The organism is Diaphorobacter sp. HDW4A (genome assembly GCF_011305995.1).
In the GTDB taxonomy this organism is placed as follows: Bacteria; Pseudomonadota; Gammaproteobacteria; order Burkholderiales; family Burkholderiaceae_C; genus Diaphorobacter_A.
Genome location: NZ_CP049910.1, coordinates 5663698 through 5680621, shown reverse-complemented (window position 1 = coordinate 5680621; position 16924 = coordinate 5663698). Strand labels below are relative to the sequence as shown.

The following is a 16924-nucleotide window of genomic DNA, read 5'->3' as shown; positions in this document are numbered from 1 at the left end:
AGGAGGTCTCATGGACACCGTGATTGTGTATGTCGATGATGCCGAGTACGCGCGTCAGCTCATTCAACCCGCCCTCGCGCAAGGCGCCACGGGCCAGACCACGCACTGGGTGCTGGTGGCCTGCGCTCCTCGTATGACGCACCGCATCAGCAAATGGGTGAGCCACAGCGCGCGTGAATCCTGGCGTGCCAAGTGGGCCGACAAGCTGTTCGCGCAACTGCTGCCCTGGCTTGAGTCAGGCAATGCCCAGGTGAGCACCGTGCTGGCCAAGACGCCATTGCCCGAGCTGATGGAACAACTCCAGAAGCAATATGGCGCACAGACCCGACTGCTCGACGCGCGCCGCCCCAAGCAAGAAGGCGCAATGGCCCCGCAGGCCTTCGTGCCGAACCCACCGGCTGTCTCGGCGATCAACGCCCCTGCCCCGACCGTCACGGTCAAGAAGCCAAGCCGCACATGGGCCCTGCCCGGAACGCTTGCGGGTCTGTTCTGCATGATGTTCGTCGCGGTGGAATGAGCTACGGGCCGACACCACGCTCGGCCCACATCGACCGTATCGAAGAAGCAATGCACCGGCCTTCATGCGTCGGTGCTATTCTCCAAAGCCATGAAACTCCTGCTCAAATGGCTGCTTTGCGCCTCCGCACTGCTGTGCGTGGCCTACATCTACAGCGGCGTCGAAGTGCGCAGCTTCACCAGCGCACTGATTGCAGCCGCCGTCATCGGTCTGTTCAACACGATCGTGCGCCCGGTGCTGGTCGTGCTCACGCTGCCCGTGACACTGGTCACGCTGGGGCTCTTTCTTTTTGTCATCAACGCGCTGATGTTCTGGGCCGCCAGCTCCGTGCTCGGCAGTGGCTTTCAGGTGCACGGCTTCGTGGCCGCGCTAATCGGCTCGCTGATCTATTCCGTGCTCTGCATGCTAATTGAAGCTGCGATCGGAAGCCTGCTCCTTCAGAAGTGAATCCACCTCGCGCAGGCGCGTGTCGATGATCGACGCATCGTAGAAATCACCGCCACCCTTGCGCGCCAGATCTTGCCCGGCCTTGAAACGATCCCGTGCCGCCGCGTAGTCATAGTGCCCCATCTGCGCCTCTGCCTCCGCACGGATCGCACGCAGCGGCTGCTCCTGCTGGTTCCACACCCGCGACAGCGCCAGCCACGCACCTGAATCCTGAGGATGCGTCGCGACCCAGGTCTGCAGCACGCCCGTCATCTCCGCGCCGCGCTTCAACTGCAGCATCACCTGCGTGCGCGCCAACAGCTCCGGCCGACCCACATCCGCCGTGATCTTCTGCGCATCCGCAGACAGCTCACGCAAGGCCTCCTCAGGCTTGCCAGCAGCCATCTCCACCTCTGCCGCCAGCAGCAGCGTCTGCCGCTGCGCAGGCGCATTGCCCTGCACCAAAGGCTTGAGCTTGCCCACCGCGTCCCGCGCTTGAGCGTAGTCCTGCAACTGCACGCCACTCAGCGCCGCCGCGTAAAGCGCACTCACCCGCCGATTGACCGACTTGTCGGCAAACCCTACATCTCTGGTCTCGTGGATGTACTGGCGCAGCACCTCCACACCCGGTTTGGTGAGCACCCGCGCGCGCGCCACCATCATCACATGATCGAGTGTGGCAGGCGGCTCCGCCGCGCCATCTTCCTTGCCGATGCGCGCATGCATGTCGGCAATCCGCTGCGTCGTCAGCGGGTGACTGCGCAGATACGGCCAGCTGCCGTTGTCATTAATGCGATTGGCCTGCTGCAGCTTGTCGAACATGCCCACAAAGCCCTGCTGCGCATAGCCCGCAGGTTTCATCAGCCCAAAACCAATGCGATCCGCCTCGCGCTCCATGTCGCGCGAAAAATTCAACTGGTTCTGCACCACCGCAGCCTGCCCGCCCATCATCAACGCCGCAGCCGCATCCGGACTGCGACTCGCCGCCAGCGCCCCCAGAATCATCGACCCGATCATCAACGGCGTCATCTTGCCCTGCTGTTCGATCAACCGCGCGATATGCCGCTGCGTCACGTGGCTCAGCTCATGCGCCATCACCGAAGCCAGCTCATCACGCGTCGACACAATCGAAATCAGCCCGAGATACACCCCAAAGTACCCACCCGGCAGCGCAAACGCATTCACCTGCTTGTCACGCCCCAGCAGAATCTGCCACGCATAGCGCTCCTTGAGCTCGTCACTTAACTCACCGCGTTCCTCGGAGGCTTTCATCAGCGATGCCAGAATCTGGCTTACGTACTCCGTGAGCACGGCATCATCCAGGTAGTCCGGATCACGGTACAACTCCTTGATGATCCGATCCCCGAGCTTGCGTTCTTGAGGCGTAGTCAAATTCTGACCATCACCCAGTGAAGGCAGCCCCAAGGCCCAGGCACTGCCGCTGCTCACTGCGAACGTGGAAGCCATCAGCACGCCCGCCATCCAAGCCCGACCAGCGCGCCCCATGAAACGTGAATTGTTGAGAGTCAAACGTCACACTCCGTCAAAGACCGAAAGCCCGCGCCACCCGCATGCTCTGAACGTATGATGTCTCGAGCCTGCAATGGTTGCGCACGAAATGCAACAAGTATAGAAACAAGCTTGATCCAAGCAATGACGTCACTGCGCGAGCGTTGCCCCCTCGATCACCGATTACTCACCCGAACCTCGAAATCCCCATGAGCACTGATTCGTCCGAAAACAGCAAGAACCAACCCACTGAGCAGCAGTCTGCACCTCAACTTACGCACTTCGACCAGCAAGGGCAGGCGCATATGGTTGACGTTGGAGGAAAGCAAGTGACGCATCGCGTTGCAGTTGCTACTGGAGAAATTCGCATGCGCCCTGAGACGCTTGCCATCATTCAGTCGGGGACAGCAAAAAAAGGGGATGTGCTGGGTATTGCACGTATCGCGGGGATTATGGCTGCAAAGAAGACCAGTGATTTGATTCCGCTTTGCCACCCGCTAGCGTTGACGCGTGTAGCGTTGGATTTTGAGATACGTGAAACTGACTCCGCTGTGCAATGCACGGCAACGGTGGAGACAGTGGGGCAAACAGGAGTGGAGATGGAAGCGTTGGCAGCCGTACAAATTGCGCTACTGACTATCTACGATATGTGTAAGGCGGCGGATAGAGCAATGACAATAAACGCGACAAAAATTCTAGAAAAGCGTGGCGGCAAATCTGGAAGATGGATTGCCTAACTCAATTTACAGATCACTCTCGAAATCCACTTATAGGTGCAAAGCCAACTACATCTGCATCCTCGGATAAAAGCACGACCCAACTATCCATGTATTTCGCACTCACAAGCGGAAGATATTTCAACTCATGGATCGATTTTTTCGTTTTTCCAACTGCCGTCATGACCAACTTTCTCGAATCTCCGTCTAGATCTTGAAATGTATCAGCAAGTGGTTTTGCACGATTCTGAATATCTTGGCGATTTTTCCTTAAATCCTGCCACCAGTTAGGGCGAAAGCTTGGCTCAACGCCTTGCATCGACAATTCAATACTATTGACCCGCTCGTCACTATTTATTGGATCCCGTACTCCAACCCACTTGGGACCTGTCCAAGGAAGTTCTTTATATTGCCCCTCTGTTTTATTTAAAAACTCAGACGGAACACTTGCAAAGGGAACAACAACAAATCGATCAACCTCGAAAACCACAGCGATGGGACGTGCGGAAGCTATGCTAAACAACCCATAAACAAGTGCCAAAATCTGGATTACCGAAACGCAACCCCAATCAAATATTTGTTCTTTTCTCTGCTTCCTCGGATTAGACAACAACCCTGTCAGCATTGGACCACAAACCAAATCAACCGACAAGATAATTAAGAAAAGCGAGACCCCTCCAACCAAACTATCCAATGGACTAGGAAACCATACCTCAAAGACCAAAATATATAGAAATACGGCAATCACCAAACTACACAGCAAATGAATGCTCGCAACCTTCAAGGCGAATCCAAATCGATTATTCATTTAGTCCATATCCAAAAAAAGAAAGAGCACAGAGTGCTCTTTCTTTCAAAACCAATTTTCAAAATCAAGCGTGAGGAACAGCCTTCGCATTGATATAGCGGCAATTAGCTGGAACAAATTTGAAAATAGCAGTATCCGCAACACCGCAACCCCAGACAACAGGAGCATCAGCAGCGAGCTCCTTAGAAGGAACTGCGGTGTTATTTACAGTTCCCGAACCTGGCGTCAAAATAATTGCATTACCCGCAGCCTTTGCCTTAATCATTGCTGCTCCAGCTTGAGCAGTGGCAACATAAGTAATAATAATTGCACCCTCGCCTGCAACTGGTGCTGTTACATTGGCAATTTCACCAATAGAAATGTAATTAACGTTTGTGCCAGCGGTATATGTGTATCCGAAAGTTGCTTCGTTTGCACCAGGAGCAACTTGAGCACTTTCACCACCATAAGCAATAACTTTACCAGTCGGCGTGTTAGCGAACGTTTCTGCAACAGCAGTCTTTGCAGAGCTTGACAGTGTCAAGCCTTCGGAAACACGCGTCCTAATCGTGTAATCCTGATAAGCAGGCAACGCCACGGCAGCCAAAATACCGATAATCGCCACAACGATCATCAATTCGATAAGGGTGAAACCCTTTTGGATAGAACGCTTCATTTAAACTTCTCCCCGGAGTAAATCAATAAGTTGATGGAACCTGAGGTTTACCCCGTGCGCCTCAAGTCTTGTTATCTTACAAGCAGCTTGCGTGCCAACTTTGATCTACTCGCCAGAACCGCATGGATTGTTATTTCAGCGTCAATCCCAGGGGCTTCACTTGTAACAAATGACGTTTTTGTCGGAACAGAAGTGTCACTCGGAACAATTTCGGCACAAAGAATGTTATCGAAAACTAAACTTCAATAGCTTTTTTGATTGCAGCAGCTCAAGCACTCAACGCTGGATGAACAGCATCGTCGTTCCGACGATTTCGATGCGGTCGCCGTCCTTAAGTTGGACGGGGTCGGCTGTGATCTGTTCGCCGTTAAGCATGGGCGTTTCCTCGCCTTCGACATGCGCCAAAACGAAGCCGTGGTGGCGCTTGGTGATCGAAGCCACAGCCACGCCGGGCTTGCCGATGGTGGTGACGACCTTGACCAAGGAGACCTGGCGGCCGGCGGCTGCGCCGGAGAGCACCTTGACGTCGGCCTGCAGCGGGGGAATGGGCGTCAGTGGTGCGGGGCGGGAATTGGGGACCTTGGGCAGGGCCATGCCTGGCTTGAAGAGCATGGTCTTTTCGTAGTCCACGCCGCCTGCGCCGCCGGGGGTTTCATCGACGTAGCGGATCTTGTAGCGGCCAAGTTCCACCGTGTCGCCGTTGCGCAGTTTGTGGCGCTTGACGGCTTTGCCGTTGACGTGGGTGCCATTGGTGCTGCCGAGATCTTCGATCTCCACTTCGTCGGCGGCCATGTGCAGGAGCGCATGCTCGCCGCTCACGGCCAGGTTGTCGATGACAACGTCGTTGTACGGGCGGCGGCCAAGCGTGGTGCGATCCTTGGTCAGGGGCACTTCCTTGATGACTACTCCATCAACCGATACGACCATCTTGGGCATGATCTTTTCCTTCTAGTTCAAGCGTCTGTTTCTTATCTACTAGCAAAGATCGGGCTCAATATGAGCGCAGCAGTCGAGACATCAGGCCGGGCTTGATGTTTTTCTGCTTTTCTCCTGCGGCCTGGACCAGAACAACACTGATGTTGTCACGCCCTCCCATGGCGTTGGCCAACTGAATCATGCGCTCTGCCTTTTCCGTGAGCGGCGCGGGCGCCTTGGCGAGAGCCGCCAGGTCGTCGTCGCCGATCATGTTGGTCAATCCGTCAGAGCACAGAATGTACAGGTCCTGAGGTTCGACCGGAAATTCGTTGAAATCGATCTGCACCATAGTTTCCACGCCCAGCGCTCGCGTGACAAGGTTGCCGTACTCGGAATGTTGCGCTTGTTGGGGTGTGAGCAGTCCGGCGTCGATCTGCTCCTGCAGCCAGGAATGGTCGCGTGTCAGTTGCTGCAGGGCGCCATCGCGCAGTCGATAGCAACGCGAATCGCCGACGTGGGCGAGCAACAGGCGGTCGCTGCGGAACAGGCCGACAACGAGCGTGGTGCCCATGCCGAGGTTCTGGGGTGAGGTGAGCGCCGCCTCGAGGATGCTGCGATTCGCGCCATTGATGCACAGGTCAAGCGCGATGCGCAACTCGGTGGGGGTGACGTCGGTGCCCAATTCCTGCAACAAGCGCGCGAGATGGGTATTGACATACTCCACTGCCATCGAGCTGGCGACTTCACCGGCGTTGTAGCCGCCCATGCCGTCCGCCAGAACCGCGAGGCCGCTGGCATCGTCTACGCCGATGGCATCTTCGTTGTTGGCACGAACTCGGCCTGCATCCGTCTTTCCTACGAATTCATATTGAGATGTGGACCGGTGAATCATGATGACGCCAATGCTCAGCCAGTTTTCGCAGCAGGCTGTGCTGCGACATGCGTTGCATTCTTGCAGCGCATGTCATTGAAGTTTGCTGGTTTTACTGGCTGCAATAATAGACGACTATTCAGTGAAAAACGATATTGATAGTTTTTATTTACATCACACCAACCTAGCTCAACATCACCGTTCCCATGCTCAATTGTCAGCTACCGTCAACCATCGGATGCCAACGTCGAAAGTAGCATTGGGGCAATTCCTGACGTGCGACCGCCAACTTCTGCTTCGCACATCCGCAACAAAAAGTAAGTACACACAAACTATAAATTAATTTTGAAAAGATTTGCTTCGTCGCTGCCAAAGTGCGCCTATCGCTATGACCAACAACGCACCAAGTACGGATGCTGCGTATTTGATCCATGGATAGCTTGCAACAATGTTCTTGAGCATTTCGTCGCTGGTGATGGTCTCTCCTGCGACCCAGCCGATCAAGGCAGCACCCAGCGTGACGATGACTGGGAAGCGATCCATGATCTTGATGATGAGCGTAGATCCGAAGATCACCAATGGAATGCTGATGGCCAACCCGAGGATCAGCAGCACCATGTTGCCTTGGGCTGCGGCAGCCACAGCGATTACGTTGTCCAGGCTCATCACCAGATCGGCCAACAGGATGGTGCGAATGGCGACCATCATGCTGTTGGGGCCCTTGGATTCGGCGTCACCTTCATCGCCGCTTACTAGCAATTGCGTGCCGATCCACAGCAACAGGCAGCCTCCAACGATCTGCAGCCAAGGCAGTTGCAGCAACTGAGCTGCCATGAAGGTGAGCAGGATGCGCAACACTACGGCAGCGCCAGAACCGAACTGGATCGCCCGGCGTTGCTGCTCTGGTGGCAGCGAACGCGCTGCCAGCGCAATGACGACTGCGTTGTCGCCCGACAGCACAATGTTGATGCCGATGACCTCCAGCAGCCCGATCCAGAAAGCCGAGCTAGACAGCAACTCCATGGTTGACCTCCCTCATGGCGCGTAGATGCTTGAACTCTAAATAGAGCATCTATTGAGCATAGAGAAAGTCGATGCAACGGGTTGTCAGCCAAATGCCTAACCCAACTGTCCGCCAGTGACCTCGACAAGTCTGGAGAAAAAGTCTTCCCCAAAGCAAAAAGGCAAAGTCTCCTTGTCGGAAGACTTTGCCTTTCATGCCCCGATATTCTGGGCATCGAGCGACAGAAGAAAGCGCTCAGGCGGCCGCGTGGACCTTGCTCTCGTTGCGTGCCTTGACGAACTTGCCCACAGCCACCACCAAAATAGCGCCAGCTGCAGCCGCAGCATAGTGCAGCCAAGGATGCGACACGGCATAGTCGTGGAGGATATTGTCGTTGACGATGGTTTCGCCAGCCACCCAGCCAATCAACGCTGCGCCGAGCGTGATGATGACGGGGAAACGTTCCATCAGCTTGATCATGAGGGTCGAGCCAAAGATGACCAGCGGAATGCTGATGGCCAGGCCGAGAATCAGCAGGACCATGTTGCCTTGGGCTGTCGCAGCCACGGCGATCACATTGTCCAGACTCATCACCAAATCGGCGATCAGGATGGTGCGCACAGCTGCCACCATGCCGCCGCTGCCCTTGGATTCACCTTCTTCGCCGTCATCGCCTGAGAGCAACTGGTAGCCGATCCACAGCAGCAGAACGCCGCCGATGATCTGCAGGAACGACAACTCCAGCAGCTTGGCCGCCACGACGGTCAGCACGATCCGCAGCACCACGGCGGCGCCAGAGCCGATCATGATGGCCTTCTTTTGCTGAACAGGGGGAAGCGAGCGGGCCGCAAGTGCGATGACAACGGCGTTGTCGCCCGACAGGATGATGTTGATCCAGATGATCTTGACCAGCCCGATCCAGAAATCGGGCGTGCTGAGGAATTCCATTGTTACTCCACTGTTATGAATTGAAACGCCAGCCTGAATTTCAGGCTGGCGTTTCTTTTTGGAGTTCGCAGTGTAGAAGGGTGCAAGCCCCTCGTCATGCGTAGAAATGCGTAAGCATTTAAGAACTTTAGCCCGCAAAGGCGCGTAGGCTAATACTCCATTGCTATCAAATTACTTAATCAAACCCTTGAGCAGGCGAGCCATTTCCGACGGATTGCGTGTGATCGTGAAACCACACTCTTCCATCACAGCCAGCTTGGCGTCGGCCGTGTCGGCACCGCCGGAGATCAGCGCGCCAGCGTGGCCCATGCGCTTGCCCGGAGGGGCAGTCACACCGGCGATGAAGCCAACGATGGGCTTCTTCATGTTGTCTTTGCACCAGCGAGCAGCTTCAGCTTCGTCCGGGCCGCCGATTTCGCCAATCATGATGACGGCGTCGGTATCTGGATCGTCGTTGAACGCCTTCATCACGTCGATGTGCTTCAGACCGTTGATTGGATCACCACCGATGCCGACGGCTGTCGACTGGCCAATGCCCAGTTCGGTCAGCTGAGCCACGGCTTCGTAAGTGAGCGTACCGGAGCGCGAAACCACGCCGATACGACCCTTCTTGTGGATGTGGCCGGGCATGATGCCGATCTTGATTTCGTCAGGCGTGATCAGGCCAGGGCAGTTAGGGCCGAGCAGCAGGGTCTTCTTGCCGCCAGCAGCCTCCTTGGCACGCATCTTGTTGCGCACTTCGAGCATGTCGCGCACTGGGATGCCTTCAGTGATGCAGATTGCCAGATCCAGATCGGCTTCCACAGCTTCCCAGATGGCCGCAGCAGCGCCTGCTGGTGGCACGTAGATCACGGAAACGGTCGCGCCGGTTTCCTTGGCTGCGTCCTTCACGGAACCGAAGATTGGGATGTCGAAAATCTTTTCGCCAGCCTTCTTGGGGTTCACGCCTGCGACGAAGCAGTTCTTGCCGTTCGCGTATTCCTGGCACTTTTCAGTGTGGAACTGGCCTGTCTTGCCGGTAATGCCTTGGGTGATTACGCGGGTGTCTTTGTTGATGTAGATAGACATGGTGTTTCTCTCCAGGGCTTACTTGACGGCAGCGACGATCTTCGTGGCCGCTTCGGCCATCGTGTCGGCGGAGATGATTGGCAGACCGGATTCGGCCAGCATCTTCTTGCCCAGCTCTTCGTTGGTGCCCTTCATGCGCACGACCAGCGGCACGGACAGATTCACGGCCTTGCAAGCTGTGATCACGCCGGTGGCGATGGTGTCGCACTTCATGATGCCGCCGAAGATGTTGACCAGAATGCCCTTGACCTTGGGGTTCTTGAGCATGATCTTGAAGGCTTCGGTGACCTTCTCCGGAGTAGCGCCACCGCCCACGTCCAGGAAGTTGGCTGGCTCGCCGCCGAACAGCTTGATGGTGTCCATGGTGGCCATTGCAAGGCCAGCACCGTTCACCAGGCAACCGATGTTGCCGTCGAGCGAGATGTAGGCCAGGTCGAACTTGGAAGCTTCCACTTCGGCTGGATCTTCTTCGTCCAGATCGCGCAGAGCGACGATCTCGGGGTGACGGAACAGAGCGTTCGAGTCGAAGTTGAACTTGGAGTCCAGAGCGATGATGTTGCCCTTGGAGTCACGGTTCAGCGGGTTGATTTCCACCAGCGCTGCGTCGGTTTCCATGTAGCACTTGTACAGCTTCTGACAGATGTCGATGAACTGGGCCATCGAGTCAGCCGGCATGCCGATGCCCTTGCCCAGCTCTTCGCCGTTGGCCTGGGTGAAGCCGACGAGTGGGTCGACGAACACAGTGATGATCTTCTCAGGAGTGGAGTGAGCCACTTCTTCGATGTCCATGCCGCCTTCGCTCGAAGCGATGAAGGCCACCTTCTGCGTGCCACGGTCGGTCACGGCAGACAGGTAATATTCTTGCTGGATGTCAGCGCCGTCTTCGATGTACAGGCGACGGACCTTCTGGCCTTCAGGGCCGGTCTGGTGCGTGACCAGCTGCATGCCGAGGATGTCGGTCGCGCGGGCCTTCACGTCCTCAATGGTCTTGGCGACCTTGACGCCGCCGCCCTTGCCGCGGCCACCCGCGTGGATCTGGGCCTTGACGACCCAGACTGGGCCGCCCAGCTTTTGAGCTGCTTCCACAGCTTCCTGAACGGTGAATGCAGGGATGCCGCGCGGAACGGGCACACCGAAACTACGCAAGATTTCCTTGCCTTGGTACTCGTGAATCTTCATGAGGTGTCTCTCGGAGAAGTGGTTGGGTGCCCGAACGCCATTCACAGAACGGCAGACTGAAAGGGGGCGAATCAGCGTGTATTACATTCGCACCGGATGACACCGCCTTGCAGGCAAACAGGGTGAGTTTGCACACAAGGCCGCTACATTCGACAATCAAGTCAGCCGCTACAGGAAAGGGTGCCTGGCCGCGGGCTTCATCAGCATGGCAACTAATAAATGTATCATGCTGCGACGCACCAATATTGTGGATATAACTTATCCCTTTGTCTGTCTTTGGGCAGACCCTCTCGGAGAACCGCATGGCAAAAGTCTTTATCGATGGCGAAGCAGGCACGACCGGATTGCAGATCCGTGAGCGTCTGCAGACCATGGCGCAGGTCGAACTGGTGAGCATCGCTCCCGAACTGCGCAAGGACCCGGCTGCCAAACGCGCGCTGATTGCGGGCGTGGATCTGGTTGTTCTGTGCCTGCATGACGATGCGGCGCGCGAGTCCGTCGCGCTGATCGATGACGTGAGCAAGGAAACTGGCAAAACCATCAAGATCATCGACGCATCGACCGCACACCGTGTGAAGGAGGGCTGGGTGTTCGGCTTCCCCGAACTCGCCGCCGGCCAGCTCCAAGCCGTGCGCCAGGCCACGCGCGTGGCCAACCCCGGCTGCTACGCGACCGGCGCCATCGCGCTGCTGCGCCCGCTGGTCGACGCGGGCCTGCTGCCCAAGGACTACCCCGTCGCGCTGCCCTCGGTGAGTGGCTATTCCGGCGGCGGCCGCACAATGATCGAAGCCTACGAAGCAGGCAACGCTGCGCCGTTCGAGCTGTATGCACTCGGCCTGTCGCACAAGCATATTCCGGAGATCATGAACTACACCGGCATCACCCGCCGCCCGATCTTCGTGCCCGCCGTCGGCAACTTCCCTCAGGGCATGCTGGTGCAACTGCCCCTGCATCTCGACACCCTGCCCGGCCAACCCAAGGTGGCTGACGTACACAAGGTGCTGGCCGATCACTACGCAAAGACCGACACCCCTGACCACTGGGTGCAAGTGCTGCCCGCCACCGAAGACGGCAAGCTCGATGCCGTGGCCCTCAAGGACACGAACAAGCTCGAAGTGCGCGTCTACGGCAACGACAGCTACCAGCAAGCGGTGCTCGTGGCCCGCCTCGACAACCTCGGCAAGGGTGCAAGCGGCGCAGCTGTGCAGAACCTCAAGCTGATGCTCGGCATCTGATTTTTCGAAGCCTCCCATGCCAAAAGCCGCCGGGCAAATGCCCAGGCGGTTTTTTTCATAGAAAAATCATCACAGCAACGCGTCTGCGCCTTCAAACAGCAAACCAACGAAGCGCAGGGTCCAGAAATCAAACGCCCCTACCCGCCCCCCCAAACGACCAACCCATCAACGCCAAAGGCGGCCTAATATCAAAAGGCTATCCACTGGCCAGACGCTGGTAGCGACCACCGGGGAGTCGGGCCACATGCCCATCCAGTTCGAGCTGCAGCAGTTGAACCTGCAAAGTAGCCGCATCCCACCCTGTGCGCGCGACCAAGGCATCGAGCCCCATGGGATCAAATCCTAGCGCTCCCAGTAACTCATGCTGCTGATTGGACAAATTCGCGAGCCCCTCGCTGACGATGTCGAGCTGCTGCATGGCTACCTCCTTGGTCTTCACCTTGGACTTGACCGGCAGCGACTGCAGCTCTTCCAGAACGTCCTGTGCCGACTCCACCAGCTTGGCGCCCTGGCGCAGCAGGGCATGGCAGCCGCGTGACTGCGGCGCGTGGATCGAGCCGGGAATCGCAAACACCTCCCTGCCCTGCTCGCTCGCCAGACGTGCGGTGATTAGCGAGCCGGACGCCACGGCGGCCTCCACCACCAGCGTGCCTTTCGACAGACCCGCAATGATGCGGTTGCGCTTGGGAAAATTCGCGGCCAGCGGCGGCGTGCCCAGCGGATACTCGCTGACCAGCATGCCGCTGTGCGCGATGCGCGTAGCCAGATCCTGATTGGTGCGCGGGTAGACACAATCGAGCCCCGTGCCCACAACCGCAATGGTGGCGGCCGTGGATGGCTGGGCATCGGCTGCGAGGGCTCCCTCGTGCGCGGCGGCGTCGATACCCAGCGCCAGACCCGAGACGATCGTGAGCCCCGACTCACGCAAGGCCTTGGCGAATTCGCGCGCATTGGCCCTGCCCTGCGGCGTCGGGTTGCGACTGCCGACCATGGCCAAACAATGAGCGCTTGCGGCCGCCAGCCCGCCGTTCTGCAGCAACTGCTGCGCGCCTTCCACATAGAGGAGCAGTGGAGGGTCCTCCGTCGCGAGCAGGCCCGGCGGATAGCCCGGATCGCCCAGAGTGCAGATCACGCGGGCCGGCATGTTCGGATTGCTGGCCGGAGCCTCCAGCCAGCGCACGGTCTGGTCGAGCATCTTCCAGAAATTGGGCGGCTCGTCGATCAGCGCCTGTGCCTGCGTGCCCGAGACACAGGACTGTAAGGTGCTCAGCGATTGCACAAAGATCTGCTGCGGCAGACCGAATGTCGCCAGCAACCGGCGTGCGGACTGGTTGCCCACCCCGGGTGTGGCCATGAGCCGCAGCCAGGCCGTCAATTCATCACGCTGCATGGTGTGTTTGCCTCTCCAAAAAAGAATGCCGGCTCGCATGAACGAGCCGGCACTCTTCTGTCCGTGAGGCTGGCCGATGTTCGCATCGGCTCAGTGCATCTGAGCTTATTGCGGGTTCACCATCCGGTCACCCACCGCCACGCCATAACGCACCTGCAGCAGCAGGGCATAGGACACGTTGTCGAAGGTGCGGAACACCATCGCCATGCCATTGGCCTCGCTGGGCAGCTTGATCATGGTGCGACGGTCATCGGTCTTGTCGCGGATGCGATCGCCCTTGGTCAGCACGGTCAGAATCATGCCGGGCTCCAGTCCATCATTGGTGCCGCGGTTGATTGCAACGACCTGATTCTGACCGGCATTCGTCACAGTGGAACTGCCATAGATCGAAACAACGCGTGCATCCACATCATCGTAGGGAGCCCGCGGGACATAGTTCATGAAACTGCGCTGGGCGAGCGGCAACAGGCGGTCGCCCACGCGCACTTCTTCCTTGACGGAGACGATGTCCAACGTCGCAGGCACCGGGTCCGAGTTGCGTCCGCCCTTGCCGTCCGGCGTGATTTCCTGCGATTCGCCACGAACCATCTCGGCACGGCCAACATATTGCGCCTCATAGCCCAGAATGGCGCCAGTCTCGGGATCCTTCATGGGAATGGCGTTACGGAAGATGCGGAAATTGCGATCTTCGCCCGGATCGGTCAACAGCCCCTGACCGCTCACACTGCGTGCATAGACGCGGTCACCGGCGCTCTGGATCGTGCGCGTTTCGACGGCAGCGACGATGCGCGGAGCCAGTTCGAGCGTGTTGCTGGTCAGCACTTCGGGCTCGACCAGAAAGGGTTCGATCAAATGCTGCTGCACGGTCGGCAGTGCCGTGCCCGAGACGCTGTCGAGGCGCGAGCGCGGTGTAACGCGCACCGTCTCGTCGCCATTGCCTCGGCCACCGCGTGTGGACAAGCGCGCATAGCCATCGACCTTTTCCAAATACAGCGTCTGACCCGGATAGATCAGGTGGGGATTGCGAATCGCCTCCATGTTCATGCCCCACAGCTCGGGCCAGCGCCATGGTTTGGCGAGGTACATGCCGGCAATTGACCAGAGCGTGTCGCCACGCTTGACGACATAAGTATCAGGTGCATTGGCGACCAAATCGCCCACTGGCACGCCGCGCGATGCCACTTGCTGAGCAGTGGCGCGTTGCTTCGCGGTAACAGAATGCTGTTGCGCATGCGCGCCGGAGGCCAACAACGAACCCGCCATCAAAACCAACGCTGCTGCCACTCGTGAAATGCTAGCTTTGGAAGGACCGGCCATGTTGTTCATCTTTTCACGCATTGAATTTCGCCCTCTCAACGACCATATGGCTGTGGTGCGCCATAGAAAATTATTCTTGGCTTTAGCACGCACAACGTTACAAACGATCTCAGATTCTCAGCCCAAGCCCTTGATAGAGCAATGATTATTGCGTTTGACACCCGCAGGAATCGGCAAAAGTGGCGAAAATAGCGACATATTTCACGTCTCGACATGGCAATTCTTCCCATTCTCTGTTACCCCGACCCTCGGCTGCACAAGGTCGCCAAGCCTGTTGAAGGCGTGGACGAGCGCGTGCGCGCGATCCTCGACGACATGCTCGCGACCATGTACGACGCCAACGGTATCGGACTTGCGGCCACGCAGGTGGACATCCACGAACGCATCGTCGTGATCGACGTCTCCGAGGACCGTGACCAGCCCATGGTGCTGATCAACCCCGAGATCACTTGGTACAGCGACGAGAAACTGGTCGGCGACGAGGGCTGCCTGTCCGTGCCCGGCATCTACGACGGCGTCCAGCGCTCGGCGCAGGTCCATGTGCGCGCCACCGACCGCGACGGCCAGACCCGCGTGATCGAGGCCGAGGGCCTGCTCGCAGTGTGTGTTCAGCACGAACTCGACCACCTGCTCGGCAAAGTGTTCGTCGAATACCTCTCACCGCTCAAGCGCAACCGCATCAAGACCAAGCTGCTCAAACTGAAGAAGAACGAGGAACGCGAATGACGCGCATGGCAGGCAGAACATGGCCTGCCAGCCTGCGCGGGGGCGCGGCCGCCGTCTTGACCAGCATCATGCTGCTCGGATGTGCGCATTTCAGTTTGCCTGAACGCGGCGAAAGCACGGCCGCAGTGCAGGCCCGCATGGGCGCGCCCATGAACGTCATCTCGCTGCCCAATGGCGGCCAGCGCTGGCTGTACTCCACCCTGCCCATGGGCCGCGAGGTCTATCACGCGGATTTCGACACCGCCGGTCGCCTCGAATCGTTTACACAGGTGTTGGACTTCGCGCACCTCTCGCGCACGCCGGTGGGCTTCACCCGCCGTCAAGTGCTCGATTTCTACGGCCCGCCGTATGAAATCACCGAAGTGGCCAGCTTCCGAGGCAAGGTCTGGACCTACCGTTTCATGGACGACATGAATCTGCGCCGCCTCGGCCACCTGCACATCGATACAGAAGGCCACTTGGCCAAGGTAATGTTCACGGACGAGCCCACGGCCGACGATTTCCGCGCGTTCTGATGTCCTGAACTGGCGCTTGTGCCAAGACAGCCTTCCCGCCTCCAGCCCCAGACTCCCGCTTTCAGGATAAGCCCCATGAAGATCGTTTTTGCCGGAACCCCCGAATTCGCAGCCGTGGCGCTCAAGCGCCTGCTCGCCGCCGGGTTCGAGGTGCCGCTGGTGCTCACCCAGCCCGACCGCCCCGCCGGACGTGGCATGAAGCTGCAGGCCTCGCCCGTCAAGCAATGTGCGCTCGAGCATGATATCCCCGTGAGCCAGCCGCGCAGCCTGCGCCTTGACGGCAAGTACCCCGAAGATGCCGCTGCCGCCAAGGAAGTCCTGCTTGCCAACGACGCGGACTGCATGGTCGTGGCCGCCTATGGCCTGATCCTGCCGCAATGGGTGCTGGACCTGCCGCGCCTTGGTTGCCTGAACATTCACGCTAGCTTGTTGCCGCGCTGGCGCGGCGCGGCACCGATCCACCGCGCCATCGAGGCGGGCGATGCCGAGACCGGCGTGACCATCATGCAGATGGACGCGGGCCTCGACACCGGCGACATGCTGCTCGTCGAAGCACTGACGATCTCGAATCAAGACACCACCGCCACGCTGCACGACAAGCTGGCCGAGCTCGGCGGCCGTCTGATCGTCGAAGCACTCGAGATCGCCGCCTGCGGCAACCTGACCCGCGTCAAGCAACCTGAGACGGGTGTGACCTACGCGCACAAGATCGAAAAGGCCGAAAGCGCTATCGACTGGAATGAATCCGCAGAGGTGATCGCACGCCGCGTGCGCGCCTTCGACCCGTTCCCCGCCGCCTCAACCACGTTCAATGGAGAGACGATCAAGGTCTGGGCTGCAACGCCGTTGGAAATGGAATCCGATACCACCACGCAAGCGCAGTGGCGAGCAAACGCGCAGAATTCACGCGTTGGTCAAATTCTGGACATTGGCACAGACGGCATCGATGTCGTCTGCGGCAAAGGCACCGTGCTGCGGCTGACGGCTTTGCAACGCGCTGGCGGCAAACGGCTTGCTTTTGCCGACTTTCTGCGTGGTTTCGTACTCAACAGCGGCAATGTTCTGGGATCCGATCAACCCACGGCCTGACCGCACCCGCCATTTTTCGATTCATGACCCGATCTAC

At 58.3% G+C, this 16924-nt stretch carries 18 protein-coding genes; 7 read left to right on the top strand and 11 right to left on the bottom strand.

Translation table 11 applies throughout. The features are described 5' to 3' along the window. The first annotated feature begins 10 nt into the window (after positions 1-10). Complete coding sequence (locus G7047_RS25925; protein ID WP_166311197.1) at positions 11-517, top strand: hypothetical protein; 507 nt, start codon at positions 11-13, stop codon at positions 515-517. 90 nt (positions 518-607) lie between these two features. Beyond that, complete coding sequence (locus G7047_RS25920) at positions 608-964, top strand: phage holin family protein (protein WP_166311196.1); 357 nt, start codon at positions 608-610, stop codon at positions 962-964. Here G7047_RS25920 and G7047_RS25915 read toward each other — a convergent pair. Next, complete coding sequence (locus tag G7047_RS25915; protein ID WP_240939593.1) at positions 923-2410, bottom strand: M48 family metalloprotease; 1488 nt, start codon at positions 2408-2410, stop codon at positions 923-925. The two genes, G7047_RS25920 and G7047_RS25915, sit on opposite strands and share 42 nt — an antisense overlap. A 251-nt stretch (positions 2411-2661) precedes the next feature. Between G7047_RS25915 and moaC the strand changes: the two genes are divergently transcribed. Beyond that, entirely contained in the window at positions 2662-3189 is a 528-nt protein-coding gene (moaC, locus tag G7047_RS25910) for a cyclic pyranopterin monophosphate synthase MoaC (protein ID WP_166311195.1), read from the top strand. A 13-nt stretch (positions 3190-3202) separates the two neighbouring features. Here moaC and G7047_RS25905 read toward each other — a convergent pair whose 3' ends face one another. The 8 genes from G7047_RS25905 to sucC all read right to left on the bottom strand — a co-directional run bounded on the left by G7047_RS25905 (position 3203) and on the right by sucC (position 10615). After that, a complete protein-coding gene (locus G7047_RS25905) occupies positions 3203-3976 on the bottom strand; it encodes a fimb protein (protein WP_166311194.1) in 774 nt (257 codons plus the stop codon). Between the two features lie 64 nt (positions 3977-4040). After that, positions 4041-4631, bottom strand: coding sequence for a pilin (locus G7047_RS25900; protein WP_166311193.1), 591 nt, complete (start codon positions 4629-4631; stop codon positions 4041-4043). A gap of 276 nt (positions 4632-4907) precedes the next feature. After that, entirely contained in the window at positions 4908-5567 is a 660-nt protein-coding gene (locus tag G7047_RS25895; RefSeq protein WP_166311192.1) for an FHA domain-containing protein, read from the bottom strand. 55 nt (positions 5568-5622) lie between these two features. Next, complete coding sequence (locus G7047_RS25890; protein WP_166311191.1) at positions 5623-6438, bottom strand: Stp1/IreP family PP2C-type Ser/Thr phosphatase; 816 nt, start codon at positions 6436-6438, stop codon at positions 5623-5625. A 318-nt stretch (positions 6439-6756) separates the two neighbouring features. Continuing rightward, positions 6757-7440, bottom strand: coding sequence for a TerC family protein (locus tag G7047_RS25885; protein ID WP_166311190.1), 684 nt, complete (start codon positions 7438-7440; stop codon positions 6757-6759). A gap of 235 nt (positions 7441-7675) precedes the next feature. Beyond that, a complete protein-coding gene (locus tag G7047_RS25880) occupies positions 7676-8368 on the bottom strand; it encodes a TerC family protein (protein ID WP_166311189.1) in 693 nt (230 codons plus the stop codon). A 171-nt stretch (positions 8369-8539) separates the two neighbouring features. Beyond that, the gene (sucD, locus tag G7047_RS25875; protein ID WP_166311188.1) at positions 8540-9436 is read right to left on the bottom strand and encodes a succinate--CoA ligase subunit alpha; all 897 of its coding nucleotides are present in this window, start codon (positions 9434-9436) and stop codon (positions 8540-8542) included. Positions 9437-9454: 18 nt separating this feature from the next. Then, positions 9455-10615 carry an ADP-forming succinate--CoA ligase subunit beta gene (gene sucC / locus G7047_RS25870; protein WP_166311187.1) on the bottom strand — a complete coding sequence of 387 codons (1161 nt, stop codon included), beginning with the start codon at positions 10613-10615 and terminating at the stop codon, positions 9455-9457. 302 nt (positions 10616-10917) lie between these two features. On the opposite strand from sucC, the gene argC reads away from it, so the two are divergent. Next, positions 10918-11850 (top strand): N-acetyl-gamma-glutamyl-phosphate reductase, encoded by a 933-nt coding sequence (gene argC, locus G7047_RS25865; RefSeq protein WP_166311186.1) that lies wholly within the window; start codon positions 10918-10920, stop codon positions 11848-11850. A 196-nt stretch (positions 11851-12046) separates the two neighbouring features. Here the strand turns inward: argC and dprA are convergent, their stop codons facing one another. Next, entirely contained in the window at positions 12047-13240 is a 1194-nt protein-coding gene (gene dprA, locus G7047_RS25860) for a DNA-processing protein DprA (RefSeq protein WP_166311185.1), read from the bottom strand. A 105-nt stretch (positions 13241-13345) separates the two neighbouring features. After that, on the bottom strand, positions 13346-14578 hold the full coding sequence (locus tag G7047_RS25855) for a LysM peptidoglycan-binding domain-containing protein (protein WP_166311184.1): 1233 nt from the start codon (positions 14576-14578) through the stop codon (positions 13346-13348). 192 nt (positions 14579-14770) lie between these two features. On the opposite strand from G7047_RS25855, the gene def reads away from it, so the two are divergent. The 3 genes from def (at position 14771) to fmt (ending at position 16887) form a co-directional block, all read left to right on the top strand. Continuing rightward, positions 14771-15283: a peptide deformylase gene (gene def / locus G7047_RS25850; RefSeq protein WP_166311183.1), complete on the top strand. Its 513-nt coding sequence runs from the start codon at positions 14771-14773 to the stop codon at positions 15281-15283. After that, complete coding sequence (locus tag G7047_RS25845; protein ID WP_166311182.1) at positions 15280-15798, top strand: hypothetical protein; 519 nt, start codon at positions 15280-15282, stop codon at positions 15796-15798. Before def ends, G7047_RS25845 begins: the two co-directional genes overlap by 4 nt. A 75-nt stretch (positions 15799-15873) precedes the next feature. Continuing rightward, on the top strand, positions 15874-16887 hold the full coding sequence (gene fmt / locus G7047_RS25840) for a methionyl-tRNA formyltransferase (protein WP_166311181.1): 1014 nt from the start codon (positions 15874-15876) through the stop codon (positions 16885-16887). Positions 16888-16924 lie beyond the last annotated feature (37 nt).